Annotated in this window: 26 protein-coding genes and 1 pseudogene; 11 read left to right on the forward strand and 16 right to left on the reverse strand. The window is 67.6% G+C overall.

The features are described from left to right. Positions 1-99 precede the first annotated feature (99 nt). The 3 genes from U3653_RS01485 to U3653_RS01495 all read right to left on the reverse strand — a co-directional run bounded on the left by U3653_RS01485 (position 100) and on the right by U3653_RS01495 (position 1,892). Positions 100-375: a hypothetical protein gene (locus U3653_RS01485; RefSeq protein ID WP_323124619.1), complete on the reverse strand. Its 276-nt coding sequence runs from the start codon at positions 373-375 to the stop codon at positions 100-102. A 187-nt stretch (positions 376-562) separates the two neighbouring features. Beyond that, on the reverse strand, positions 563-1,363 hold the full coding sequence (locus tag U3653_RS01490) for a MerR family transcriptional regulator (RefSeq protein ID WP_195080987.1): 801 nt from the start codon (positions 1,361-1,363) through the stop codon (positions 563-565). Next, complete coding sequence (locus U3653_RS01495) at positions 1,356-1,892, reverse strand: VOC family protein (RefSeq protein ID WP_195080988.1); 537 nt, start codon at positions 1,890-1,892, stop codon at positions 1,356-1,358. The genes U3653_RS01490 and U3653_RS01495 overlap by 8 nt, the downstream gene beginning before the upstream one ends. A 251-nt stretch (positions 1,893-2,143) precedes the next feature. Between U3653_RS01495 and U3653_RS01500 the strand changes: the two genes are divergently transcribed. After that, positions 2,144-3,175 carry a fused (3R)-hydroxyacyl-ACP dehydratase subunits HadA/HadB gene (locus tag U3653_RS01500; protein WP_195080989.1) on the forward strand — a complete coding sequence of 344 codons (1,032 nt, stop codon included), beginning with the start codon at positions 2,144-2,146 and terminating at the stop codon, positions 3,173-3,175. Between the two features lie 418 nt (positions 3,176-3,593). Here U3653_RS01500 and U3653_RS01505 read toward each other — a convergent pair whose 3' ends face one another. Next, a complete protein-coding gene (locus U3653_RS01505; protein ID WP_195080990.1) occupies positions 3,594-3,851 on the reverse strand; it encodes a hypothetical protein in 258 nt (85 codons plus the stop codon). A gap of 31 nt (positions 3,852-3,882) precedes the next feature. Here U3653_RS01505 and U3653_RS01510 point away from each other — a divergent pair, with 31 nt between their 5' ends. Next, positions 3,883-4,035, forward strand: a complete 153-nt coding sequence (locus U3653_RS01510; RefSeq protein WP_195080991.1) for a hypothetical protein — start codon at positions 3,883-3,885, stop codon at positions 4,033-4,035. A gap of 241 nt (positions 4,036-4,276) precedes the next feature. Here the strand turns inward: U3653_RS01510 and U3653_RS01515 are convergent, their stop codons facing one another. The 4 genes and pseudogenes from U3653_RS01515 to U3653_RS01530 form a co-directional block, all read right to left on the reverse strand. Continuing rightward, positions 4,277-4,765 (reverse strand): hypothetical protein, encoded by a 489-nt coding sequence (locus U3653_RS01515; RefSeq protein ID WP_195080992.1) that lies wholly within the window; start codon positions 4,763-4,765, stop codon positions 4,277-4,279. A 91-nt stretch (positions 4,766-4,856) separates the two neighbouring features. Next, positions 4,857-5,300 carry a hypothetical protein gene (locus tag U3653_RS01520; protein WP_195080993.1) on the reverse strand — a complete coding sequence of 148 codons (444 nt, stop codon included), beginning with the start codon at positions 5,298-5,300 and terminating at the stop codon, positions 4,857-4,859. Between the two features lie 231 nt (positions 5,301-5,531). Continuing rightward, positions 5,532-5,849, reverse strand: a complete 318-nt coding sequence (locus U3653_RS01525; protein ID WP_323124628.1) for an Lrp/AsnC family transcriptional regulator — start codon at positions 5,847-5,849, stop codon at positions 5,532-5,534. A gap of 9 nt (positions 5,850-5,858) precedes the next feature. Continuing rightward, positions 5,859-5,984: pseudogene (locus tag U3653_RS01530) on the reverse strand (Lrp/AsnC family transcriptional regulator); the annotation flags it as partial. A 136-nt stretch (positions 5,985-6,120) separates the two neighbouring features. Here U3653_RS01530 and U3653_RS01535 point away from each other — a divergent pair. Continuing rightward, complete coding sequence (locus U3653_RS01535) at positions 6,121-7,077, forward strand: DMT family transporter (RefSeq protein ID WP_195080995.1); 957 nt, start codon at positions 6,121-6,123, stop codon at positions 7,075-7,077. A 39-nt stretch (positions 7,078-7,116) separates the two neighbouring features. On the opposite strand, the gene U3653_RS01540 is transcribed toward U3653_RS01535, so the two are convergent. Further along, complete coding sequence (locus tag U3653_RS01540; RefSeq protein WP_195080996.1) at positions 7,117-7,479, reverse strand: hypothetical protein; 363 nt, start codon at positions 7,477-7,479, stop codon at positions 7,117-7,119. 153 nt (positions 7,480-7,632) lie between these two features. Between U3653_RS01540 and U3653_RS01545 the strand changes: the two genes are divergently transcribed. From U3653_RS01545 to U3653_RS01565, 5 genes are all read left to right on the forward strand, one after another. Further along, positions 7,633-8,976: a hypothetical protein gene (locus U3653_RS01545; RefSeq protein ID WP_195081053.1), complete on the forward strand. Its 1,344-nt coding sequence runs from the start codon at positions 7,633-7,635 to the stop codon at positions 8,974-8,976. Further along, entirely contained in the window at positions 8,976-9,992 is a 1,017-nt protein-coding gene (locus U3653_RS01550; RefSeq protein ID WP_323124620.1) for a hypothetical protein, read from the forward strand. Before U3653_RS01545 ends, U3653_RS01550 begins: the two co-directional genes overlap by 1 nt. A gap of 1 nt (position 9,993) precedes the next feature. Then, positions 9,994-11,514 (forward strand): tetratricopeptide repeat protein, encoded by a 1,521-nt coding sequence (locus tag U3653_RS01555; RefSeq protein WP_195080997.1) that lies wholly within the window; start codon positions 9,994-9,996, stop codon positions 11,512-11,514. After that, positions 11,511-12,767, forward strand: coding sequence for a CHAT domain-containing protein (locus U3653_RS01560; RefSeq protein WP_195080998.1), 1,257 nt, complete (start codon positions 11,511-11,513; stop codon positions 12,765-12,767). Before U3653_RS01555 ends, U3653_RS01560 begins: the two co-directional genes overlap by 4 nt. Before the next feature lie 210 nt (positions 12,768-12,977). Further along, positions 12,978-13,220 (forward strand): hypothetical protein, encoded by a 243-nt coding sequence (locus U3653_RS01565; protein ID WP_195080999.1) that lies wholly within the window; start codon positions 12,978-12,980, stop codon positions 13,218-13,220. On the opposite strand, the gene U3653_RS01570 is transcribed toward U3653_RS01565, so the two are convergent. From U3653_RS01570 to U3653_RS01595, 6 genes are all read right to left on the reverse strand, one after another. After that, the gene (locus tag U3653_RS01570) at positions 13,217-13,627 is read right to left on the reverse strand and encodes a nitroreductase family deazaflavin-dependent oxidoreductase (RefSeq protein ID WP_323124621.1); all 411 of its coding nucleotides are present in this window, start codon (positions 13,625-13,627) and stop codon (positions 13,217-13,219) included. The two genes, U3653_RS01565 and U3653_RS01570, sit on opposite strands and share 4 nt — an antisense overlap. A 98-nt stretch (positions 13,628-13,725) precedes the next feature. Further along, the gene (locus tag U3653_RS01575; protein WP_195081001.1) at positions 13,726-14,565 is read right to left on the reverse strand and encodes an alpha/beta fold hydrolase; all 840 of its coding nucleotides are present in this window, start codon (positions 14,563-14,565) and stop codon (positions 13,726-13,728) included. Between the two features lie 33 nt (positions 14,566-14,598). Beyond that, a complete protein-coding gene (locus tag U3653_RS01580) occupies positions 14,599-14,895 on the reverse strand; it encodes a hypothetical protein (protein ID WP_067796121.1) in 297 nt (98 codons plus the stop codon). A 99-nt stretch (positions 14,896-14,994) separates the two neighbouring features. After that, positions 14,995-15,720, reverse strand: coding sequence for an amino acid ABC transporter ATP-binding protein (locus U3653_RS01585; protein ID WP_195081002.1), 726 nt, complete (start codon positions 15,718-15,720; stop codon positions 14,995-14,997). Further along, positions 15,721-17,517: an ABC transporter substrate-binding protein/permease gene (locus tag U3653_RS01590; RefSeq protein ID WP_195081003.1), complete on the reverse strand. Its 1,797-nt coding sequence runs from the start codon at positions 17,515-17,517 to the stop codon at positions 15,721-15,723. A gap of 143 nt (positions 17,518-17,660) precedes the next feature. Next, positions 17,661-18,455 (reverse strand): LLM class F420-dependent oxidoreductase, encoded by a 795-nt coding sequence (locus tag U3653_RS01595; protein ID WP_195081004.1) that lies wholly within the window; start codon positions 18,453-18,455, stop codon positions 17,661-17,663. 117 nt (positions 18,456-18,572) lie between these two features. On the opposite strand from U3653_RS01595, the gene U3653_RS01600 reads away from it, so the two are divergent. The 3 genes from U3653_RS01600 (at position 18,573) to U3653_RS01610 (ending at position 22,133) form a co-directional block, all read left to right on the forward strand. Beyond that, positions 18,573-19,859 (forward strand): PucR family transcriptional regulator, encoded by a 1,287-nt coding sequence (locus U3653_RS01600; protein WP_195081005.1) that lies wholly within the window; start codon positions 18,573-18,575, stop codon positions 19,857-19,859. A gap of 124 nt (positions 19,860-19,983) precedes the next feature. After that, entirely contained in the window at positions 19,984-20,970 is a 987-nt protein-coding gene (locus U3653_RS01605) for a phosphotriesterase family protein (protein ID WP_195081006.1), read from the forward strand. A gap of 80 nt (positions 20,971-21,050) precedes the next feature. Further along, the gene (locus tag U3653_RS01610) at positions 21,051-22,133 is read left to right on the forward strand and encodes an ABC transporter ATP-binding protein (RefSeq protein WP_195081007.1); all 1,083 of its coding nucleotides are present in this window, start codon (positions 21,051-21,053) and stop codon (positions 22,131-22,133) included. A gap of 15 nt (positions 22,134-22,148) precedes the next feature. On the opposite strand, the gene U3653_RS01615 is transcribed toward U3653_RS01610, so the two are convergent. Further along, positions 22,149-22,679 (reverse strand): winged helix-turn-helix transcriptional regulator, encoded by a 531-nt coding sequence (locus tag U3653_RS01615; protein ID WP_195081055.1) that lies wholly within the window; start codon positions 22,677-22,679, stop codon positions 22,149-22,151. Between the last annotated feature and the right edge of the window lie 99 nt (positions 22,680-22,778).

Raw genomic sequence — 22,778 nt, forward strand, 5'->3', positions numbered from 1 at the left:
TTGTCGTTTGTCTGTCGGTTTCTCGTACCTGTCATTGTCAACTAGTTGGATCCTCCATGGCCGACTCCTGACCTCATGATCCGCCGAAAAACGGAGCGGTTACCGAGGGACAACGATGACCTGGTTGGGATCGTCGTAGAGAATCCGGCCTGGATCATCCGATTCCAGACGAGTCCATGCGACGCCGTGGAAGTCCAGTATCGCGAGATAGCCGCCCACGCGGGCGAGGAACTGGGTGGCAGAGGACTTGAACCATGCTTCTGCCCTGGGGTGGCGGGTTCGATCGTAGGGCGAGGGATCGAGGCGTCCGGGGTCGATGAGATGTGCCTGATACCAGGCATTTTCGCGTCGACGAAAGTGTTCCTGGCTCAGCATTGAGGCAGCCGGACCATGCCAAACCGTTGACCAACGCGAAAACGCCCGGATAGCGGCCGTTCCGGTTCGGCGCCGCCGCTTGATATCGGACGAATGCCGTCTCGGTATCGCTCGAGTCGGATGACTGCACGAGTTCAGCAGACCAGGCGATAACGGTGGGGGCAAAGTATCGGCCGGGCGCACCGCCCTACTGCCAGGTCGCGGTATCGGGGTCGATGCCGTGGGCGCGCGCGCTGGCGTCGATGATTCGACGGAACCACGGGGCAAGGCCGGAGCGGATGCCGTCGTAGTGGGCGGCAAATCCCGGATCGGCCTCGTACCTGCGGCCGAGACAGACCTGCATCTGCCTGGTGAGGGGAAAGTACGAAGCGAAAACTTCACGGTGTCGCTCGACGAGTTGATTCGCTTCCGGGCTCCCAGGTGTGACACCGGCGTCCATCGCGTCCCCGAGGGCGCGGTCGAACTCGGCAACGGTGTCCGCGATGGCCTGCCATTCCTCCGGACCGCGCGAGGCCGCGTGTTCGGCGTACTGCTGCCATTGCGTCGTGTCTCCGTAACGCTCACGCGCTCGGGCGGGCCAGTCGGGGTCCCACTGGGGGCCGAAGATCGCGGCCTGCTGCTCGGCGGTAAGCAGCAGGCCGCGCTCGTGGGCGTCGATCATCCGGTCCAGTCCGGCGCTGAGTCGCTGGAGGCGGTCGATCCGTTCGGCGACCTGAGCACGCTGCGCGTGCAACGCGCCGGGCACGTCCGCGGTCGAGTCGTCCAGGATGGCCCGAATCCGGTCCAGCCCGAGACCGAGCTCACGGTAGACGACGATGCGGTGCAGTCGTTGCAGATCACCAGCGGTGTAGAGCCGATACCCGGCAACCGTGCGCAGCGACGGCCGCGCCAGACCGATCTCATCCCAGTGGTGCAGCGCGCGGACCGTCACGCCCAAACGCGCCGAGACCTGACCGACAGTCAGGCCATCGGTATCGGCATCAGGCATGCTCACCATTGTCACCGCGACCGGCGTCCGGTGGCCTGATCCCGACGGCCTCGAGGTCCCGCGCCTCCTGACTGTCCGGATCGAAGGGTTTCGCGGCGGTGAAAACGATCCGTGCGTTCTCAGGGGTTATCACCATCACGTCGCGGGTGTTCCAGGGAGTATCCCGGGGGCCATCGACCGAGTTCGGACGCAACGCACGGCAAGCCTCGACAAGAGAATCGACCTGGTTGAGCACGCACGCGAAACTGAAGCTCACCGCCGGTGGCTGCTCCGGAACGTTCTCGGCAGGGACGAGAAGTACGTCCTGAAAAGCCCATCGGCGCAGATGCACAACGCTGCCGGGAATACTGAACAGCTCGAAGAATCCGAGGCCACGAGTCCAGAAATCCACCGACACCGCCAAATCGCTCGTGGGGATCGTCGCGAACGCGGGCATTCCATAGATGCCACGGAACGGCTCCGGCGCGACCGCATCCGGACCGGGAGTGGGGACGGGGCTCATCTCGAACGCGTTGTAGTAGTCACTCATGCACCCCACCTTCCAGCCTCACGCAACGTAAGGGTCAAGCCGCCGGGCAGGGAACATCGCACTCGTAGGGGCGGCGGAACTAGACCGATAGATTCCTGGCTTCCCGGGCGTAGCAGCCATGCCCCGCCGACAGCCCGGGCATGATAACCACGTTGGCGGCAGCCATCCCCGATGCGGATGTGGAAGGGTGAGTCCACTTAAGAATTCGATTCGGTCGATATCCGGTTCGAGTCCAAGGAGCGAGGAGCGGCTTGGTGGAAGCAACGTTCGATGTGGCTGATTTGGTGGGGTATCGCTATCGAGTGGATGACTACTACGAAGTGGGCCGGGAGAAGATCCGCGAGTACGCGCGTGCTGTCCAGGATTTCCATCCGGCACACTGGAGCGAGGACGCTGCCTGCGAGTTCGGGTACGCCGGTTTGGTCGCGCCGACCACGTTCATCTCGACGGCAGCGATGCTGGCCAACCGTAAGCTCTTCGAGACAGTCATCAGCGGCTACGACGTCTTCGTGCAAACCGATCAAGTGTTCGAGGCGTACAAGCCGGTGCTCACCGGCGACCGGTTGATCAGCGATGTCGAACTCACCTCTGTTCGCCGCATAGCAGGCAAAGACCTGCTCACCGTCACCAACACTTTCGCCGACCAGACCGGCGAGGTGGTGCAGATCATGCATACGACCGTCGTCGGTATCACCGGTGAGGAAGTCGACGCAGGCATCAGTGCCGCGATCGAACGCGTGATCATGCACGGTATCGATGTGCCCTCGCGAACCGCGGCCGCGGCCGGGCAGAGTGCGACGAACCCGGTTCCGCAAACCAGCCCACGCCTCTCCACGATCTCGCGCACGCGTGTCCCGCATACCGCGATCCGATTCGAGGACGTCGCTATCGGCTCCGAGCTTCCTGCTCGGATCGTGTCGCTGACGCGGGGCGATCTGGTGAATTACGCAGGAGTCTCCGGTGACGCGAACCCGATCCACTGGCACGACGGGGTCGCCGCGCTGGCGAATCTCCCTGATGTGATCGCACACGGCATGCTCACCATGGGCCTCGGGGCAGGATTCGTCACCGGTTGGCTCGGTGATCCGGGTGCGCTCACCAGGTACGGGGTACGGCTGTCGAATTACACAATCGTCGAAGCCGCCGCTGCCGGGAGCGTCGAGTTCACCGGGCGCGTCAAGTCGCTCGACCCCGGGACCAGGACCGCTGTCGTCGTCATCGTCGCGAAGTCCGCAGGACGCAAGGTCTTCGGCTTGGCCACGGCGGAGGTGCGCCTCGCGTAGGGCGACAAGCGGACCGGCTGGCCCGCGCCCGATCCGCGCGCAACAACTGACGGCCGCGGCCTCACAAGCGAGTCGGATCGATGACCCGGCCGAGCCCTCAGCACCCCTACTGACGCCGTAATTCGCCGATACCACCGTTGGTCACAGCCACTAGCGTCGTCGAAATTGGCCGACACACAGATGATCTGCCGACTTCCGTCGCCAACACCGCAATCCACGAGAGACGAACCGCGCTACCCCCTCGCCTGCCGCGACATGCAGGTGAAGATGCCAATTGTGCTGTTCGTCGCCGAGCGCGGTCAGAACCTGACAACTCCCGCCCCTGAGCCGCCCACGGCACCAGGATTACCCGCCAAACGGCGTCAACATTTACCGTCCTAGCCGGATGTCGGAGGTGTTCAGCAGGAGTGTGCGGGGTTCAGATGCCCGCGCTGCCGGTGGATGGGCGTGCCCGGCGCAGTTCGCAGGCCAGCCGGTCGGCGTCGGGCCGGTCCTCGCCGGAGCGGGCGCAGCCCTGCGAGGTGTAGCCCTGTCGGTCGTAACCCCAACGGTCATAACCGTAATGGTCATAACCCCAACGGTCGTAGCCCCAACGGTCGTAACCCCAGACATCGAAACCGTCGGGGCCGTAGGGGTCTTCTGGCTCAGCAGGTTTCGGCAATGACGGGGTCGTCACGGGCGGTTCGGTCGTTACCGGCGGAGCAGTGGTGACCGGCGGAGCAGTGGTGACCGGCGGAGTACTGGTCACCGGTGGGACAGTGGTGACCGGTGGGACAGTGGTCACCGGCGGAGCAGTGGTCACCGGCGGCACCGTCGTCACGGGCGCGGTGGTGACGGGTGCGGTAGCGCTCGGGCTTTGATCAGAAGTTGCGAATGCCGGTATGACAAGCGCGGCCGGAGCAAGCGCCACCGTCCCGGCGACTGCGGCCAGCAGGACAGACTGCCGAACGGTGCGCGAACTTCTCCTCCACTGCGACATAGTTGACCTCCAACGCGATATGAGCGCGCTCACCGCACCCGAGTCCCCTATCGGTCGAATGTCCAAAATCTGTTACATAGGAGTGACTTTCGCGCCCGTCATGTTTCAGGAGGCGTGAGCCCTCAGGGGCCCCGGCCTGGTTCTGGCGAACGGAGTCGATCCGTGCGGGATTGATCCCGATACTGGTCGACGAGATGCTGGTAGAAGCTGTTCTCCGGCGCTTCCAGTGGGATGGCCCGCAGGCCGATCGTGACCTTCCGGCCGACCACCTTCGAGTATCCGTCTTGGTCGATGCCGAGATCCGCTACGACCGCTGATACCAGTTCGTCCAGTTCCTCGTCCGTCACATAGACGGCGAGACGGCATTCGACCGGGACGCGCGCCGGGTCGTACGCGTCGCCCCACGCGCGCTGAGCGAACTCGTCGACCGCCGTGACCGGCCCGAAGCTCGTGAAGCACGGGATACGGTTCACCTCGCGGATCCGATGGGTGCTTTCTTCGAGCGCCAGTGCGACGGGGTGGATTCCCTCATCGTGGAGGGCGCCCGGCCCGGCCGCGTCCGGCATCCCGAGTTCTACCGCGAACTCCCACACCTGATGTTCGTCGTCCACGTACAACAATCCCTGCTACTTCTTCGATGAGCTCTCGACGCGGCATCAACCGGAATTCGCGGCTGCTCCCCCGGACCAGTTGGCCGCTATCTCACCGGCCTTGGGTGGCGATGAACGCTTGTACGGCGTCGAGGAATTCCGGGCCGCCCACTACATAGCCGCCGACGGTTCCACCGATCAGTACGCCCACGGGGACGCTGACGCCCCAGATCAGGGGCATACACGCGCCCAGGAGGCCGCCCACGATCGCGCCGCCGACCACGCCGGGCAGGTTCTTGTCGATCTGCTCCTTGAGCCGGTCGTAGGAGCTGATGTCCTCCAGTTGCGCGATATCCGCCGGGGTCGATGTCAGGGTGCGGTCGTCCGCGCCGACGTGCTGGTAATTGACGCCATGATCCGAACCGGAAGTCGCGTCCCCCGCAATCACCGCGGCCGGCTGTTCCGTTACGACCGGTTCCGCATGAGCGGTGGCCGCGGCTATGCCCACGGTCGAGATGGCCATGAAAACGGCAGCGGTGATTTTCTCGAGCTTCATCTTCGAATCCCTCCACTCAGCTGCCCCTGATGGGCGGACCGAATCAGACCTTAGGCGTCGAAGTGGAAAGTGTGTGTAAGCCACACGCAGTTCGAAGTCACCGCGCCGCATTTGTGCACCGGCCCCAGCGCCGTTCAGTACAGCATTCAGCATGAGGTCAACAGTGGGGCCGACTCGATTCCGCGCCGAGCCCACCGTGTAGTCGCCGAGCGAGGGCTCGAGCGGGAGACTTCAAATCGGCTCGATGACGTTCTTCCGAAGGTGTCCGTAGACAACGGAAGTACGTACGTCTGCGAGTTCCTTTCGCTCGGTGAGCTTGTCCAAGACCACCGAGTGCAGGTGGTCGGTGTCGCGAACAGCCACATGGAGCAGGAAGTCGTCTGCGCCTGTCAGCGTGAAGATTTCGATCACCTCGGGCATCTCCGTGACGAAGGCCTGGAACTGCTCGATGACCGCACGCGTCGGCGGTCGTATCCGTACGGCGATGATCGCCTGCAGCCCCCGGCCGAGCGAGGGGAGGTCTACTTCGGCGTGGTATCCGAGCAGCACGCCACGCTCCCGGAGGGAGCGAATCCGCTCCAAGCAGGTGGAGGGTGCGATGCCCAACTCCTGGGCCATGTCCCGGTTGGTGCGCCGACCGTCCAACTGCAGAAGCCGAAGTATCGCCGAATCTAGTTCATCCATATTCTGCCTCTCCAACGAAAATCCGAATCAAATTCGGACATACCTGTGTTCGTTCGGCAGAATGCTACCTTGGTCGCAATATCTCCGTTCATGATTCGTTTCCGTAGAAGCGGTCGAACAGAGGCCACGAGTTCGGATGAAAAGGGCAGTGGAAGTGGACGAGCGGCTGGCCAAGGTGTTGGCGATCTGTTCGGTCGTAGTGGCCGCGCTGTTGTGGAGCAGCTCGTACGCGGTGACCAAGCTGGTGCTGACAGAGGTCGGCCCGCTGAGCATCGGGGCCATCCGCTTCACCCTCGCCGCGGTACTGCTCGGGATCATCATGTTCCTGCGCCGCAACCCGGCCGTCAGACCCGATGCTCGCCAGCGGCGGCTGATCTACCTCAGCGGACTATTGGGCATTACGGCCTACTTCGTGCTGGAGAACATCGGCGTCGAGTTGTCGACGGCCTCCGACGCCTCTTTGATCGTGGCCACCTACCCACTGATGACCATGCTCCTGGAGCTGGTGGTCTTCCGGACCAGAATGCCGCCGCTGCGGGTCGGCGGCGTGCTGCTGGCCACCTCGGGGGTTTTCCTCATCGTTCGCAACGGGGCGGACGTCGGGGGCAGCGCTCGCTGGTCCGGCGACATTCTGCTGTTGCTCGGCGGACTGGTATGGGCCGGGTACAACATGCTGGGCAAGCATGCCGGGCGCGGGCAAGACGCGGTGACCCTCACCTATTACCAGACCATGGCCGGCGCCACCGGCTTCCTGTTCGCCTCGCTACCGGAGATGAAGCATTGGCGGGTACCCGGCGCCACAGCCTCGGCGCTGCTCGTCTATCTGGCCGTTGCATGTTCGGTCGGCGCCTTTCTGCTCTACAACTACGGCCTCCGCCGGATGGCCTCGAGCGTCGCGGTGAACATCCTCAACCTGGTGCCGGTGTTCGGTGTGCTCGGCGCCGTGGTGATCAATGCGGAGACGGTCCGGCCGGCGCAGGTCTTCGGCGGCGTCGTCGTCATCGCCGGGGTGACACTCGGATTGGTCGAGCACCGTTCGCCCGCCGAGAAAGTCACAGTTGCCCGAACCGACCCGGCAACCGAGTGCGTGTGAAGGATGCGGGGGTACCGAAGCGCCCATGCACCTGTTGCCCTAGCCGCGATAAATCTCGACGTAAGCGTTGGTCGCCACCGCGACAACACCGGGACCCATTCCCGTGCATCCCGTGGTGACGCGCTGGCCGGTGGGTGTGAAGGGGTAGCTGAGCGCTTGGTAAGGACCGACACCGTACTGCGGGAACGGTCCGCTGGCGTAGAGCCCGAAGCAGTCGACATGCAGGACGTAGTTGCTTCCTCCGTCGGGTTGGCAAGTCGCCGACGCACCGAAGAGATCTCGCTCGACGACGCAATCCTGCGGCGCCGCTTGGGCGGTCCCGGAGCCGACGATTGCGGCGAAAGCCAGACCCGAAACTCCAGCGGCCGCGACACGTACGGCGGCGGTGAGAACATTCCTCATGAAAACTCCTCCTGTTACGGGGTTCTCTTCGACCTTCAGCGGCTGGACGTTACGGCTGTTGGTGCGACTTCCCCGATTCGTGCGATCGACACCGTGAACACGCCGGGATCAAGTCGCGGCCAATACACTGCACGCATGCGACGACCGCGCGCCATGGTGCTCGATGAGGTGTGGCGCAAGCTCGAGGGTGTCGAACCGCTCAGCGGCCCGCACGGGGGTCCGCTGCGCCGGACGGTGAAGCTCGTGCTCGACCCGTTGGTGATCCGGCCCGTGCAGCATCCGTCGTGCGCGGGGCCGATCCTGACGGCCGACGGCGCGGTGTTGCTGGAGGCGCGCATTCAGGCTGCGGCCGATGTGCTGCGCGCGACGGCGGCCTGGTTCACGGTGCTCAAGCAGGTGCGGCGGACGCTGCGGATCACCGAGGGGCACCCGCAGGATCTGTACTTCCAGCGCTGTTTCGAACTGGCGACCACCTCGGGCATGCCGGATGCGGCGCGGGCGCGCGCGGTCGCGGAGGACGCGTTGCGCGAGATCCACGAGTACACCGCGGGGCGCACCACGCAGGCGCTGAAGGAGTACCTCACCGACCACACCCGGGAACGAGAGCTGGCCGGGCTGCTCGATCTGGCCTGGCGGCGGCGTCCGCTCACCGGCCCTGCGGGTGCCGACCACGACGCGGAGGTGCGGGAACTGCTGGAAGCCTGCGCGGCGGCACGGCTCGGCGAGGACGCCGACCGACAGCCGACCCTGGGCCGGCTGGTCGCGGCCCACGCCGGTACGCACACGGGAATCCGGCTGTGGCAGGAGGAATCCGCTCAGGAATTGGGGCTGACGGCGCATCCGGTGCCGCTGCGCCCCGCGATCGGGTCTTCGGCCTCGAAATCGACCCTCGGGCTCCCGTTCGATCGCAGCGTCTACGAGCGGGTGTTCACCGTGTTGCAGGCGTCCACCGAACGCGCGGAGCTGCCGCCGATCCCCGAACTGGTCGACGCCGAGATCGCCCGCAGTTGCGCACCGTGGGCGCTGCTGGACGAGTCGCTGCGCGTGACGGCCACGGCGGGGGCCGCCCTGGCGACCGGCTTGGCGCCCATCGAGCACCGCCGCGGACCGTCGACCGGTCGGCCGCGTCTGCGTCTGGCCGGAACGGGGACAACGCCATCCAGGGCGCACCAGCTGGTCAACAGCCGTTGGCAGCGGGAAGCCTATGTGTTGCAAGCGCGGCGGCTGGTGGTCTCGGCCGAGCCGCCCACCGGTCCGCTGGCCGCCATCGCCGCGGAACTGATCACGCCGTGGCAGCCCTACCTGCGCCGATTGTGGGTCCGCCTGCACGGAAGGGATGTCAGGGAGTACGCGATCCACGATCCGGACGAGCTGTGGGATCTGCTCGACGGCGTGGCGCGTTCGGTCATCCTGGACCATCGCACACGGGTCAAGCGGGCGCTGAGCGTGCGGGCGGGCGCGGGTGAGCCGGACGCGGCGGAATCGAAGGCGAGCTGATGAGCACGACCGTACGCATCCGCCGCCGCGACGGCCTGTGGATCATCGCGCCGGACGACGCTCCGACCGTCGTGGACGACGCGGCCGGGGTGGACGTGCTGGTGCTCGAGGTGGCGGGCGGGCACTTGACCTGGAGCCTGCTCAGCGGGCAGGTGACACCGGCCGCGGTGCTCGATGACATAGCCCTCGCACAGGAATGGATCTGGGCGGTATACGGCGAGCAGGTGGCCGTCGCCCTCGACGAAACCACCGAAGGTGAATACGCGGTCCAGCCTGCCCTGCCCGACTTGTCCGCGCGCGCCTGGCGGCTCGGTTACGCCCGCTGGGCGGCGCGCTGGTGGCCCGCGTCGACGCTGGACGGCATCGCCCCGCTGGACGAAGGGCTGCTGGACGACGAGATAGCCACGCTGAGCGAGGAATGCGACCTGATCGTCGACGGCGCCGACGCGGTCGTCGAGGAGCGCACGACCACCGCCACGCTCGGCCGAGCGGAGGACTACGCGCTGGCCGCCGGACCGGCCACCGTCGCCGCCCCCGGTGCGCTCGTCTTGGCCAGGGGAACGGCGGGCTGGGACTGGCAGCGCTGCCCACCGGGCTTGCTCGACGCCTCGGAAAGCGCCGTGTCCTGGGAAGTGGTGCGCGCGGCCGGCTCGACGATCGTGCGGGTGAGCGCGGTGGCCGCCCCGCTCTCGCCGGCGGATATCCCGGCGCACCTGCATCCCCGCGCCGCAATCCGCACTCCGGCCGACGCCGCCGACGTGCCGCTGATCCGCGACGGCGAACTCTGGCGGGCCGAGACCACGGCCCCTGCCGGTGCGGAAGCGGGCGTGACGGTGCACATCTACGTTCCCGGCGTCGGTGTGGACGAACCGGAGCCGGACGCTGCGGGCAAGCGCGCGCGGATTCGCGACCTGGTCACCTCGCGGTTGCACCGCACCGACGACGCGTCCGGCAACCCCGCCGACTCGCTTCTGCTGGCGGAAATCGCCGCCACAGCGTCGGATTCGGATTTCTGATATGGAGACTCCGGACGACGGCCGGGAATTGCTCGCCGCGGGCGCCGCCGCGTACACCCGCGGCGACCCGGCCGAGGCGAAACGCCTGTTCGAGGACGCCGCCGAACGAACCACCGGCGACATCAGGCTCGGCGCGATCATCAATGCCGCGAGCATGGCCGACGAACTCGGCGACCACGCCGCCTCGCTCGCCCTCTACCGTTCGGCGCTGGCCGAAATGCCGGGGCACGCACCGCGATTGCGCCCGAACGCCCTGGTCAACATGTCGCAGGCGCTGCAGCATCTCGGCGATCTCGACGCGGCGCAGGCGGCGCTGGAGCAGGCGCGGGCCTTGCTCGCCGACAACACCGACACCGATCTCGGCGTGCTGCGCGTGGCCTGCCTGCTCTCCCTGACCGCCGTCGCGTTGCATCGGCAGGACTGGGCCTACGCCGCCGAGCTGGCCACCGAATCACTGGAGGCGGCAAGACGTTTCGCACCGCAACTGGCCGGTCATCCGCTGATGAATCTCGCCGCCGCCTACTTCGAGACCGGACGCCGCGACCTGGCCGTGGATTTCGCGCGGCAGGCGCTGGCCGCGTTCGAGTCCGCGGGCGATCGCAACGCGGTCGCCGAGACCGAGCAGAATCTCGCCATCATGCTCGTCCGCCTCGAGCGATACGACGAGGCCGAGGCCCCGCTGCGCTCCAGTCAGGCGTATTTCGAGCAGGCCGGGTTGGGGCACCGAGCCGGGGTCGGCCTCAAGACCATGGGATTCCTCGCCGAGGGACGCGGCGATCTGGCGGGCGCGCACGAGTTCTACCAGCGGAGCTTGGCGTATTTCGGCGCGTCCGGAGCCGTTCTCGACGCCGCCGACCTGCGCATTCGCTCCGCCACCGTGGCATTCAAGTCCGGAAGGGCCGCAGAGTGCGAGCAGTTGCTGGCCGAGGCGTTCGCGATCTATGCCGAGCGTGGCCTCGGCCTGCACTGCGCCCAGCTCGATTTCTGGCACGCGACGCTGCTGGAAAGCGCGATCGACGCGACCGAGCCGCCGCAGGCGGAATTGCTCGCGCGCGCCGTCGGCATCGCCGTGCCCGCTGCCCTTGCCATCGACGCGGTGCGCCACACCTTGCCGAACGGCACGCAGCGCGAGCAGTGGAACCGGCAGATCGCCGACCCCGCCATGCGATTGGCGTTCCGCTTCGCCTACCTTTCCGGCAACGGCGTCCTCGTTGCCGATCTGATCGAAACGCAGTGTGCTGGGACGACTTTGGCGCTCGACCGCACCGAGCCGGAAACTCCCGCCCGGCTCCCGCTCGAGCTGTTGGACCCGCCGGAGGACTTCACCGATCACCCCGGCAGCGCCGCCCTGCAACTGGGGGCCGCCCTGGCGGAGGTCGCGGCCGGGGCGGGTCTGCCGGTCGCGCCGCCGCCGCGCCTCGCATCGGCCGTGGAAGGGCGGATCGCGCTCGCGCCGTTCATCGCCGCCGCCGAGCAGCGCTACGGCCGGGTGATCCGCGACGATCGGGTGCTGACGGTATGACGCGACCGACTGTGCTGGTCCGCATGGCGGACGCGGGAGACATCTACGTGTCGTGGCGATGGGTGGAGGAAAGCTATCCGCGCGGCGCGGGAATGCTTCCGCAAGAAGAGGCGATGCGGGCGGTGGAACTGCTCACCGACGCGTTGCCGCGGCCCGCCGAGCCGAGCGGTCTCGAGCGGGCGCTCACCACCGGCGCGTTCGCCGACTACGAGCGGGAATACGTCGTGGCACAGGAGCTTTCCCGCGCGCTGCTGCCCTACGGCTTGGCCGCGCAGCTCTACGACCTGTGGCAGCGCGGTGTGCGGCCGCATATCCGGCTGCAACCGTCACCCCGGGTCGCCCAGGTGCCGTGGGAGATCATCGCGCCGGACCGCGATGTCCGGCTGATCGATATCGCCGACGTGAGCCTGCTGGCTCCGGCGAGCGTCGGGCAAGCGCCAGGCCGGGTCGCGCGCACCTGGACCGAGACCGCCGCGCTTCCGGTCGTCGCGGTGCTCGATCCGCGCATTCCCGGTTTCCGCGCCGATTCGACGCTCGGCTCGGTGCTGGGCCGGATGAGCGCCGAAGCCCCGCTCGCGCGACGAATGGCGAGTTACGCCGCGAACGACCGCTTGCGGCCCGCGGTATCGAACCCGGTCGAGGCCTTCCGCCGCACGGATGTCGATCGCGACTGGCTGGGCTCCGTTCTGCGTGAGGGCGCGAGCCGCTTGCTCTACGTCGGGCACGTCACTGCCGCCGCGCCCGAATCCGGCCGCAGCGAGGAGGCCGAACTGCACCTCGCCTGTGCCGCCGATGCCGTCGGCTTCGCCGAGCCATCCCGCACGCACCGGCCGTTCTCGGCCAAAGACCTGCTGCTCGGCACGCACACCCTCGACCCGCGACCGGTTGCCGGAGCACGGCTGTGGCCGATGCCGAGCCGGGTCGCGCTGGTCGCCTGTGAAAGTGGCGGCGATCTGCGGTTCAGCGAGGCACTCGGCCTCACCACCGCGATGATCACCGGCGGCGCTGAGCTGGTCACCGCGAGCCGGTGGCCGCTGCCCACCGATTTCGCCTTCCAGCGCATCGCGGGCGCACCGGCGCAGGCCGAGCCGCTCCAAGAGGCCGTCTGCGCCATCGACGCGGCGCACGAGCAGCCCGACCCGGTGACCGCCATCGCCGCATGGCAGCGCGACCGTTTCACCGCGTGGCGCGAGACCGGCCGGATCGAGCATTCGCCGGTGCTCTGGGCTGCCTTCGCCACCGTGTGCGCCTGAGTCGGGCAAATCATCCCGCGCGGTCTACATATAGCGGTCTACGTGCGACGATGCCGCGCGAAAATGGGTAACGCAACTACTGCGCAAACCGACACCCAGCATCGAACGTGTGGATAAGCTCGAACGCCGTCACCCTCCACGATTCGCGATCAGGAGAAGCAGTTACACCAGTCGGATGACCGCCTCGACCGGCCGCTGAGGAGCCCACCAATGCGTTACTACGCCGTCTACGACAACGACGGAAACCTCGCCACCATCCTCGGACAACCTGACGACGCACCTCCGCTGCGCGCCACCGCATTCCACCGGGGGCAACGGCTCACCGAACTGGCCCTACCGGACGGGGCAGTAGACCCCGCCGACCCGGACAGCCTGACCGCTCTGCTCGACCTGGTCACGAACCGGCGAGTCGAGGCGACGGCAGGCCGCGCCGACACGGGCGCTCGCCGCTAGCCGGATGCCCGCGTGAGGGCGACCACCGGGATCACCCGGGATGTCTTCATCTCGTGTTCGGCGAAGAACGGATAGGTGTGCTTGAGCATCGCCCAGGTGCGGTCGCGGTCGTCGCCGGTCAACAGGGTGGCCAGCGCCGGGTAGCTCTCCTCGTCCAGCTCGACGGTGACGTGCGGGTCATCCCGCAGGTTCGCATACCAGTCGGGGTGTTTCGGCGCGCCGATGTTGGACGCGACGATGAGCAGGCGGTCGCCGTCGCGGTGGAACATCAGCGGGGTGGTGTAGGGGGCGCCGGATCTGCGGCCGATCGTGGTGAGCAGGATCAGACGGTCGCGCCGCATGCCATCGATCTCGCCACCCGCTCGGAACCGAGCGATGGTTCGTCGATTGACTTCCTTGACGTCCACGGTTCGCCTCCCTTGCCTGTGGTGGACCAGGCTCAGCTTTCCCTCCGGCCGCATACCGTGTCCGGGAAACGCCGGGATCGGCGGCGGCACCGGCGCATTCACTCGCGATGGGCGAGCAGGTGCTGGATCAGCAGCCGGGTCAGCGCCTCCGGCGCCTCCTCGGGAATCCAGTGCGAGACGTCCTCGAGCATCTCGAACCGGTAGGGGCCCGAGACGTATTTCGCGGTGGCCAGGGCCGCGGTGGACCCGACGGTCGCGTCTTCGGTGCCCCACACGTACAGGGTGGGAACACACGCGGGGCCGGTGGGGCCCGCGAGATCCATGGCGCGATACCAGTTCAGCGCGGCGGTGAGCGCGCCGGGCCGCGAGAGCCTGCGCACGTAGTCCTCGACCCGTTCCTCCGGGATCTTCCACTCGAAGATCCGGCGCAACGCGGCCCCTTCGTCGGCGAGCAAGGTCCGCTCCGCGGTGCGCGGTTGCCGCAGGGCGGTCAGATGCTGCGACCGCCGCGCTTGATCCTCGTCCTCGGCCATCGCCTGCTGGAGCGCGGCGGGATGCGGCTGCGACACCGCGGTGAACGTGCGCACCCGCTCGGGCAGCCGCGCCGCCACCGCCCACCCGACCCGCGCGCCGCAATCGTGGCCGATCAGGTCGAACCGCTCCCAGCCCAGCGCGTCGGCGATGGCCACCACATCGCAGGCCAGTTCCTCGAGCCGATAGTCGGCGGCTCGCTCGGGCCGCACCCCCGGTGAGTATCCGCGCTGATCGGGCGCGACGGCGCGGCATCCGCCACCGCCGAGCACGCCGAGCTGGAATTCCCACTCCCGCGCGCCCTGGGGAAACCCGTGCAGCAACAGCACTTCCCGCCCGCCGGGAGCGCCGGCGGCCAGGACGTCGAAGGTTCCCGCCCCGGTGCGAATCTCGAGTTCTTCGATCACCCGCCCGACTCTAGAACCGGGTACCGACGCGCGTCAGTGCTCGTCGAAATGGCCGTCGTGAGCGGCGTGGCGATGGCCCTCGTGCACATAGTCGACGTGGTCGCCGTGCTGGACGGCCTCGTGGCCGCAGTTGGGGCCGTGCTGGTGCGGGTGATCGCGGCACTCGGTGTGCTCGGACCGCTCGCACTCGTCGTAGTGACCTTCGTGTTCGCGGTGCAGATGACCATCATGGGCGTAGTCGATGTGATCGCCGTGCTGGAACGCCGTGTGCCCGCAGCCGGGGCCGTGCACATGATCGTGGCCGGTGTGCTGGGCGTGTGCTGTGGTCATCGAATTTCCCTCTTTCCTGGCGCGGATAGCTGGAATCGTGATGACAAATACATTAGCAGATGCGCATCAATGAAATTGCCCTGCGTGTGCTGGCTCGTGTCAGAGCACCTGGGCGAGGAACCTGCGCAGGCGCGGAGTCTGCGCGTCGTCGAACAGCGCGTCGGGCGTGCCGGTCTCCACCACCTGCCCCTGATCCATGAAGACCACGCTGTCGGACACCGTGCGCGCGAAACCCATCTCGTGGGTCACCACGACCATAGACATACCGCCGGAGGCCAGGTCGGCCATCAGGCCGAGCACGCCCTTCACCAGCTCGGGGTCCAGCGCCGAGGTGGCCTCGTCGAAGAACATGATCTCCGGCCGCATGGCCAGCGCCCGCGCGATGGCGACGCGCTGCTGCTGCCCGCCGGACAGGTTCGCCGGACGCGAATCGGCCTTGTCGGCCAGACCCACGATCTCCAACTGCTCGACGGCCAGCGCCCGCGCCTCGTCCTTGGACAGGCCGCGCAGCTTGCGCGGACCGAGCGCGACGTTGTCCGCGACGGTCTTGTGCGGGAAGAGATTGAAATGCTGGAACACCATGCCGATGCGCTGACGCAACCGGTCCGGATTCTCGGTGAGCACGGACTTGCCGTCCAGCAGCACGTCGCCCTTGTCCGGCTCGTACAACCGGTTCAGCACCCGCAGCAGCGTCGACTTGCCCGATCCGGACGGCCCGATGACGGTGACGGTCTTGCCCGCGTCGACATGGATGTCGATGCCGCGCAGCACGTGGTTGTGCCCCAGCGTCAGATGCAGTCCGGTACCGGTGAGGGAGGCACTCATCTATCCGCGCCCTTCCGTGATCGTGGCCGCCTCGACCTGGTCGATCGGCCGGTCGGGTCGTCCGGTCCGCATCCGGCGGTCGATGTAGTTCACCAGGTGGGTGAGCGGGATGGTGAGCAGCAGGTAGACCAGCCCGGCGGCCACCAATGGCGAGAGATTGCCGGTCTGCGCGTTGAGATCGCGTCCGACGGCGAACAGCTCGCGCTGGGTGGCGAGCAGGCCGAGGAAGTAGATCAGCGAGGAATCCTTGATCAGGGCGATGAACTGGTTCATCAGGGCCGGGAGCACCCGGCGCACACCCTGCGGGATCACCACCAGCGTCATCGCCTGGCGGTAACCGAAGCCGATGGCGCGCGCCGCCTCCAGCTGTCCGGCCTCGACCGATTGGATGCCGGAGCGGAAGATCTCGCCGATGTAGGCCGAGGCGAGCAACGCCAGCGCGACCGCGCCGAGCCAGTACGGGTTGTTCCCGGTGAGGTTACGCACCACCGGACCGACGCCGAGGCCGATCAGCAGGATGATCACCACGGCGGGCAGGCCACGGAAGATGTCGGTGTACACCCGCGCGGGCCAGCGCAACCAACGGGTCCGCGAAATTCCCGCGACCGCGAGCAGCATGCCGATGACGGTGCCGAGGACACCGGAGACCACCGCCAGGATCAGCGTGTTGGGCAGCCCGGTCTTGAACAGATCGGGAAACGCCTTGCGATACAGCGACCAGTCGAAGAACGTGTCCTTCAGCTGCCGCAAAGTCGATTTCGGCGCGTTCTGCCCCGTCTCGTCCTTCTGCTTGCCCGCGGCGAGCGCGGCGAAATCCGGCAGCTGCGGCGCGGGCGCGGCCCGCGACCCCGGCTTCCAGCCCGGCGGCAGCTCCCGCGGCACCCACTCGGTGTAGAGCTTGGCGTAGGTGCCGTCCGCGATCACCGCGTCCAAGCCGCTGTTGAGCGCGTCGATCAGCGGCTGATTGTTCTTGGCGACCGCGTAGCCGACGAAATTGTCCAGGCTGAAGGTGTTCTGCGATACCGACGTCCCGTCGCCCGGCTTGATCGCGCCTTCGGCTTGGGCGGACGGGGCCACCCAGGCGTCCACCTGGCCGGACTTCAGGTTGGCGTAGGCGGTGTTGTAGTCGGGGAACTTCACCGGGTCCAGATGCAGCTGGTTCACCACGAACTCGTCCTGCACGGTGCCCTGCACCACCGCGATCCGCGTGCCACGGTTCAGATCGGCGAACCCCTTGATCGCGCTGCCGCTGGGCACCACAAGCGAGAAGTAGCCGAAGTCGTAGCCGTTGGTGAATCCGACCAGCTGGCGGCGCGCGTCGGTGGTGGTGATGTTGGACGAGCCGACGTCGAAACGGCCGCCCGACACCTGGGCCAGCAGCCCGGCGAACTCGGTGCCGGAGAACTCCACCTGGAGACCGAGCTTGGCGCCGATCGCCTTCAGCAGCTCGTTGTCGAAGCCGGTGAACGTGCCCTGCCGGTCGACGCAGATGCTCGGCGGCGCGTCCGAGAGCGTGCCGACGCTGAGCTTGCCCGGCGTGATCAGGCCGAGTCTCGAGACGTCGATCGAGGTCAGCGGCGCTGTGGTCGCGGTGGTGTAGCGGTCGCCGCCCGCGGCGGCCGAGGAGGCCAGGTTGGTCGGCGCGGCGGAGGCGGCGGCCGGGCCTGGCGGCGCGCAGAGGTTGCGCTCCGTGGCCGCGTCGTCGGAGCCGGAACCGCACGCCGTCGCGCTGAGACCGACGGCGAGCAAGAGCACGGCGATCAACGCACGAGACCGCACAGCGGGCAGAACAGCCATGACGGACAACCTTAACCACGAAAGTCCGCTAATCCACGGCTACCCCGAGGCCGGTAGCGCCGGAAGCCATGCCGCCGCGACGGGTCGAGGGTTTCGATCACGGTGATTCGAATGCCACGCCGCCGTCGCGCAACAGTCGGCGCTCAGGCCAGACCGCTCACCGGTTCCGGGTTGAGCTCGTCGCGCCATCGCACGGCTTTCGCGACCTCGCTCAGGTCGTAGTCCGGGCCGCTGGTCCCGATGGTGAAGGTGGTCACGCCCGCCTCGACGAAAGCGGAAGCCTTCTCCAGTCCCGGCCACTGCACCGAACGCTCGATGCGCGCTTGGTCGGTGCCGACGGCCGCGCAGTGCTCGGCGAGCACCTTGTTCTTGTGCGCGAGCACGTCCAGGTCGGCGAAGGTGTGCCACATGTCGGCGTACTGCGCGACGAGCCGCAAGGTCTTCTTCTCGCCACCGCCGCCGATCAGGATCGGCAGATCGCGGGTCGGGCGCGGATTGAGCTTCGGCAGCCGGGCGCTGATCCGGGCGAGGGTCTCCTTCAGCAGTTCCAGCCTGCTGCCAGGGGTGCCGAAATCGTAGCCGTACTCGTCGTAGTCCTTCTTGAACCAGCCCGCGCCGAGACCGAGGATGAGCCGTCCGCCGCTGATGTGGTCGACGGTGCGCGCCATGTCGGCCAGCAGGTCCGGATTGCGGTAGCCGCCGCCGGTGACCAGCGCGCCGATCTCCACCCGCTCGGTCTGCTCGGCGAACGCGCCCAGCATCGTCCAGCACTCGAAATGCGCGCCGTCCGGATCGCCGGTGAGCGGATAGAAGTGATCCCAGTTGAACACGATGTCGACGCCCGCGTCCTCGCATCGCAACACCGCGTCCCGGATGAGCCGGTACTCCGGCGCGTGCTGCGGCTGTAGCTGAACTCCGATCCGAACTGGACGACTCATGGCATTCTCCTCGTCGCTCGGTCCCGTCCCCGCCCCGAGGCTACCGGCGCGGCGGGGTTCCCGCAGGCCGCCGCACGGGTGCTTCCGGCGTGGGCCGACCGGCTAGGTTGGGACCCGATGCCGAGCCTGCGGATGGAGGTGTCGCCCGTGGCCGACGGCGAGGACGAGGTGGTTCGCGCGGTCGTCTCGACGATGCTGCGCGGGCGCGACCAGTTGATCGCCGAACTCTCGGCGGTGATGCGCGCGCAGGTCGTCGCCCTCGACTCGGATGTCCGGTTGCGCGGCCTGTTCGAGGCGGGTACCACCGACAACCTGATGTCGGTGCTGGACTTCGTGCAGAACGACGCCGCCGAGCACGACGTGCACGCTCCGGCCAGGGCGCTGATGTACGCGCGCACTCTCGCCCAGCGCGACGTCCCGCTCTCGGCGCTGATCCGGGCCTACCGCGTGGGGCACGCCGGGTTTCTCGACATCGCGATGCGCTACGCCGTGGAGCTGGGCGGCTCCGACAGCGCGGCGGCCATCATCCGGATGGTCCATCGCTCCGCGGTGTACATCGACCGGGTGTGCGAGCAGGTCGGCATCGCCTACGAACAGGAACGCGACCGGTGGGTCGGCAGCCGCGGCGGCCTGCGCCAGGAATGGGTGGCGCGGGTGCTCGACGGCTCGGCCGACGACATCGCCCAGGCGGAGCAAGTGCTGGGCTATCCCTTGTCGGGCCGTCACGTCGCGGTGAACGCCTGGACCGAACCGCAGCTTTCGGCGCGGGCCGCGGTGGATGTCCTCGATGCCGTGCGCGCGGCTCTGGTCCCGCTGCTCGGCCACCCGCGCCGGGCGCTGCTGGTGCCGACCGACGAACGCGAGGTCCGGCTGTGGTTCTCGATCGCCCGGGACACGACCATCGATGCCGAGGCCATCCAACGGGCCTTGTCCGCGCTGGCCTTACCGGTGCGCGTGGCGGTGGGCGGCTGCGGCAGCGGTGTCGCGGGATTCCGGCGCAGCCTGCGCCAAGCCGACCGGGTGCGCGAACTCGTGCTGCTGGCAGGTCCCGGCGCGCCCCGTGCGGTGTCGCACCAGCAGGTGGCCGCCGTCGCGCTGCTCGGCGCCGACATCGAGGAACTGCGCCAGTACGTCGCCGACTGCCTGGGTGAGCTCGCCACCGACAACCAGCGCAATCTCTGGCTGCGCGAAACCCTGCGCGTCTTCCTCGCCAACAACCGCAGCTACGCCGCGGCCGCCGAGGAACTGGCCGTGCACCGCAACACCGTCCAATACCGGGTGCGGCAGGCGCTCGACCTGACCGGCCACACCTTCGACGATCACGACCGCACGCTGCACCTGCACCTGGCGTTGCAGGCTGCCCGCTGGTTCGGACCGGCGGTGCTGCGACCGTGCCCGGCCTGACGCTGTCCTTTGTGCGGTCGGCACGAAAGTTGTACGAAGTTTCAGCACCCGCGAATATGGCCCACATCACATGCCGATTCGTACGATTTCCGCGAATGCGCAGCTCAGATGAGGAGAAACCGCCGTGTCAACGCTGGAAACCGTACGCGGACCGATCGATACCGCCGATCTCGGAGTGACGCTGATGCACGAGCACGTCTTCGTGCTCACCGGAGACGTCCAGCAGAACTATCCGGCCGAATGGGGCTCCGAGGACGAACGCATCGCCGATGCCGTCCGGCGGTTGCGGGTGGCCTACGACGCGGGAGTGCGCACGATCGTCGATCCGACGGTGGTCGGGCTGGGCCGCTACATCCCGAGGATTCAGCGGATCGCCGAGCAGGTGCCGCTGAACCTGGTGGTCGCCACCGGTATCTACACCTATGGCGATGTCCCCTTCTTCTTCCACTACCGCGGCCCCGCGCTGAACGACATCGTCGGCGCGCAGGTGCCCGACCCGATGGTCGACATGTTCGTCGGCGATATCCGCGACGGGATCGCGGGCACCGGGGTCAAGGCGGGCATGCTCAAGTGCGCGATCGACAAGCAAGGGCCGACCGCGGGCGTCGAACGCGTGATGCGCGCGGTCGCGAAGGCCCATCTCGAGACCGGTGTGCCGATCACGGTGCACACCCATCCGGAGACGCGGTCGGGGCTCGACGTGAAGCGCGTGATGTGCGACGAGGAAGGCGTCGACCCCGGCCGCATCGTGCTCGGGCACAGCGGCGACACCACCGACTGCGATCACCTCGCCGAACTGGCCGACGCGGGCTTCGTGCTCGGCATGGACCGCTTCGGCATCAATCTCGACACCACCTTCGAAGCCCGCGCGGACACGCTGATCGAGATGGTGCGGCGCGGCTACACCGACCGCATGGTGCTGTCCCAGGACGCGAGCTGCTACATCGACTGGATCGAGCCCGCCGCCATGGCCGCCCTGCCGCAGTGGCACTACACCCACCTGTTCGAAGACGTGTTCCCCTACGTGCTCGAACGCGGTGTGACCGAGGAGCAGATCGACACCATGCTCGTCGACGTCCCGCGCGCGTTCTTCGAGGCGCGCACCCGCTGACGCGGCTCGCCCGATAGGATCGCCGGACCCTTGCTCGGATCGTCCGGCACGTTCCTGCCGGGATGGGATGTGAATTCGTTATGGCCACTGTGACCTTCGACAACGCGACGCGGCTCTACCCCGGCTCGACCGAACCCGCGGTGGATCGGCTGAACCTGGAGATCGAGGACGGCGAGTTCCTCGTCCTGGTCGGCCCCTCCGGCTGCGGGAAGTCCACCTCGCTGCGCATGCTCGCCGGGCTGGAGGAGGTCAACGGCGGACGCATCCTGATCGGCGCCAACGACGTCACCAACGCCGAGCCGAAGGAACGCGACATCGCCATGGTGTTCCAGAACTACGCGCTCTACCCGCACATGACCGTCGCGGAGAACATGGGCTTCGCGCTGAAATTGGCCAAGGTGGCCAAGGCGGAGAAGGAGAAGCGGGTGCTGGAGGCGGCCAAGTTGCTGGATCTGGAGCCCTTCCTGGATCGCAAGCCGAAGGCGCTGTCGGGCGGCCAGCGTCAGCGGGTGGCGATGGGCCGCGCGATCGTGCGCCAGCCCCAGGTGTTCCTGATGGACGAGCCGCTGTCGAACCTGGACGCCAAGCTGCGCGTGCAGACCCGCACCCAGATCGCGCAGTTGCAGCGCAGGCTCGGCACCACCACGGTGTACGTCACCCACGACCAGGTCGAGGCGATGACCATGGGCGATCGGGTCGCCGTGCTGAAGGACGGCCTGTTGCAGCAGTGCGCCACCCCGCGCGACCTCTACCGCGATCCGGCCAACGTGTTCGTCGCCGGGTTCATGGGCTCGCCCGCCATGAACCTGTTCACCCTTCCGGTCACCGACGGCCGGGTGGAACTGGGCGGGCACGCGATCGCGCTGCCGCGCACGGTGGCGGACGAGGCGGGCGGCACCGTGACGGTCGGCATCCGCCCGGAGCACTTCGAGCTGGGCAACGGCTCCGGCATCGAGATGGAGGTCGACGTGGTGGAGGAACTCGGTTCCGACGCCTACATCTACGGCCGCACCGTCGCCGAAGGCGGGACCGACGGCGCCGGGGAGACCATCGTCTCCCGCGCGGATTGGCGCAATCCGCCCGCGAAGGGCGCTCGGCTGCGGCTGTCCACCGCGCCGGAGCACATCTACTTCTTCGACACCGACGGGCGCAGGCTCAACTGAGCACGCCGCCGGGCATCAGTCCGTCGTGTCGGAGCGACGGCGTTCACGCCGCTGCCTGGCGTAGTCCTCGTTGAGCCGCACGCCCAGTTCCTCGAGTTCGATCTCGCGGCCGGACTCGCTGCGCACCTGCACCCGCACCGGAGCGCCGGTCGCCTCCTCGACCAAGAGCAGCGGAGCGGGTCCTGGCTGCAAGTAGGCGTCGCCCCACTGCATGAGCGCCAGCACGGCGGGCAGCAGATCGCGACCCATCCGGGTGAGCACGTATTCGTGCCTGGTGCGCTTGCCTTCCTCCTGGTACGGCCGTTTCGCCAGCAGGCCGGCTTCGGTGAGTTTGCGCAACTGGGCCGCGGCCGCCGCGTCGGTGATGCCGACCCGGCTGGCGAACCCGTCGAACCGACGAGTCCCGTAGTACGCCTCGCGCAGGATCAGCACCGCCGAGCGCGTGCCGATGAGGTCCATCGCTTTGGCGATCGAGCACTCGTCGGGCTTCCACGCGTTGAGATCGGCCAACGGTCCTTCCATCACTGCTGCCATGACCCACATCATACCCAGGCTGACTTGTGTCAACTATTGTCAGGTGTAGTCTGACTATGTGTTGATAGAGCCAGGCATGGCGGCCCGGCTCTCGGTCCGAAGGGAAGCACC

Origin of the sequence: Nocardia implantans, assembly GCF_035544775.1 — a bacterium.
Classification (GTDB): Bacteria; Actinomycetota; Actinomycetes; order Mycobacteriales; family Mycobacteriaceae; genus Nocardia; species Nocardia implantans.

Excerpts from the sequence above, each read along its gene's own strand:
- U3653_RS01485 (WP_323124619.1), bottom strand. The coding sequence starts at position 375 with ATGCTGAGCCAGGAACACTTTCGTCGACGCGAAAATGCCTGGTATCAG.
- U3653_RS01490 (WP_195080987.1), bottom strand. The coding sequence starts at position 1,363 with ATGCCTGATGCCGATACCGATGGCCTGACTGTCGGTCAGGTCTCGGCG.
- U3653_RS01495 (WP_195080988.1), bottom strand. The coding sequence starts at position 1,892 with ATGAGTGACTACTACAACGCGTTCGAGATGAGCCCCGTCCCCACTCCC.
- U3653_RS01520 (WP_195080993.1), bottom strand. The coding sequence starts at position 5,300 with ATGAAGCTCGAGAAAATCACCGCTGCCGTTTTCATGGCCATCTCGACC.
- U3653_RS01535 (WP_195080995.1), top strand. The coding sequence starts at position 6,121 with ATGAAAAGGGCAGTGGAAGTGGACGAGCGGCTGGCCAAGGTGTTGGCG.
- U3653_RS01540 (WP_195080996.1), bottom strand. The coding sequence starts at position 7,479 with ATGAGGAATGTTCTCACCGCCGCCGTACGTGTCGCGGCCGCTGGAGTT.
- U3653_RS01545 (WP_195081053.1), top strand. The coding sequence starts at position 7,633 with ATGGTGCTCGATGAGGTGTGGCGCAAGCTCGAGGGTGTCGAACCGCTC.
- U3653_RS01550 (WP_323124620.1), top strand. The coding sequence starts at position 8,976 with ATGAGCACGACCGTACGCATCCGCCGCCGCGACGGCCTGTGGATCATC.
- U3653_RS01555 (WP_195080997.1), top strand. The coding sequence starts at position 9,994 with ATGGAGACTCCGGACGACGGCCGGGAATTGCTCGCCGCGGGCGCCGCC.
- U3653_RS01560 (WP_195080998.1), top strand. The coding sequence starts at position 11,511 with ATGACGCGACCGACTGTGCTGGTCCGCATGGCGGACGCGGGAGACATC.
- U3653_RS01565 (WP_195080999.1), top strand. The coding sequence starts at position 12,978 with ATGCGTTACTACGCCGTCTACGACAACGACGGAAACCTCGCCACCATC.
- U3653_RS01580 (WP_067796121.1), bottom strand. The coding sequence starts at position 14,895 with ATGACCACAGCACACGCCCAGCACACCGGCCACGATCATGTGCACGGC.
- U3653_RS01585 (WP_195081002.1), bottom strand. The coding sequence starts at position 15,720 with ATGAGTGCCTCCCTCACCGGTACCGGACTGCATCTGACGCTGGGGCAC.
- U3653_RS01590 (WP_195081003.1), bottom strand. The coding sequence starts at position 17,517 with ATGGCTGTTCTGCCCGCTGTGCGGTCTCGTGCGTTGATCGCCGTGCTC.
- U3653_RS01595 (WP_195081004.1), bottom strand. The coding sequence starts at position 18,455 with ATGAGTCGTCCAGTTCGGATCGGAGTTCAGCTACAGCCGCAGCACGCG.
- U3653_RS01600 (WP_195081005.1), top strand. The coding sequence starts at position 18,573 with ATGCCGAGCCTGCGGATGGAGGTGTCGCCCGTGGCCGACGGCGAGGAC.
- U3653_RS01610 (WP_195081007.1), top strand. The coding sequence starts at position 21,051 with ATGGCCACTGTGACCTTCGACAACGCGACGCGGCTCTACCCCGGCTCG.
- U3653_RS01615 (WP_195081055.1), bottom strand. The coding sequence starts at position 22,679 with ATGATGTGGGTCATGGCAGCAGTGATGGAAGGACCGTTGGCCGATCTC.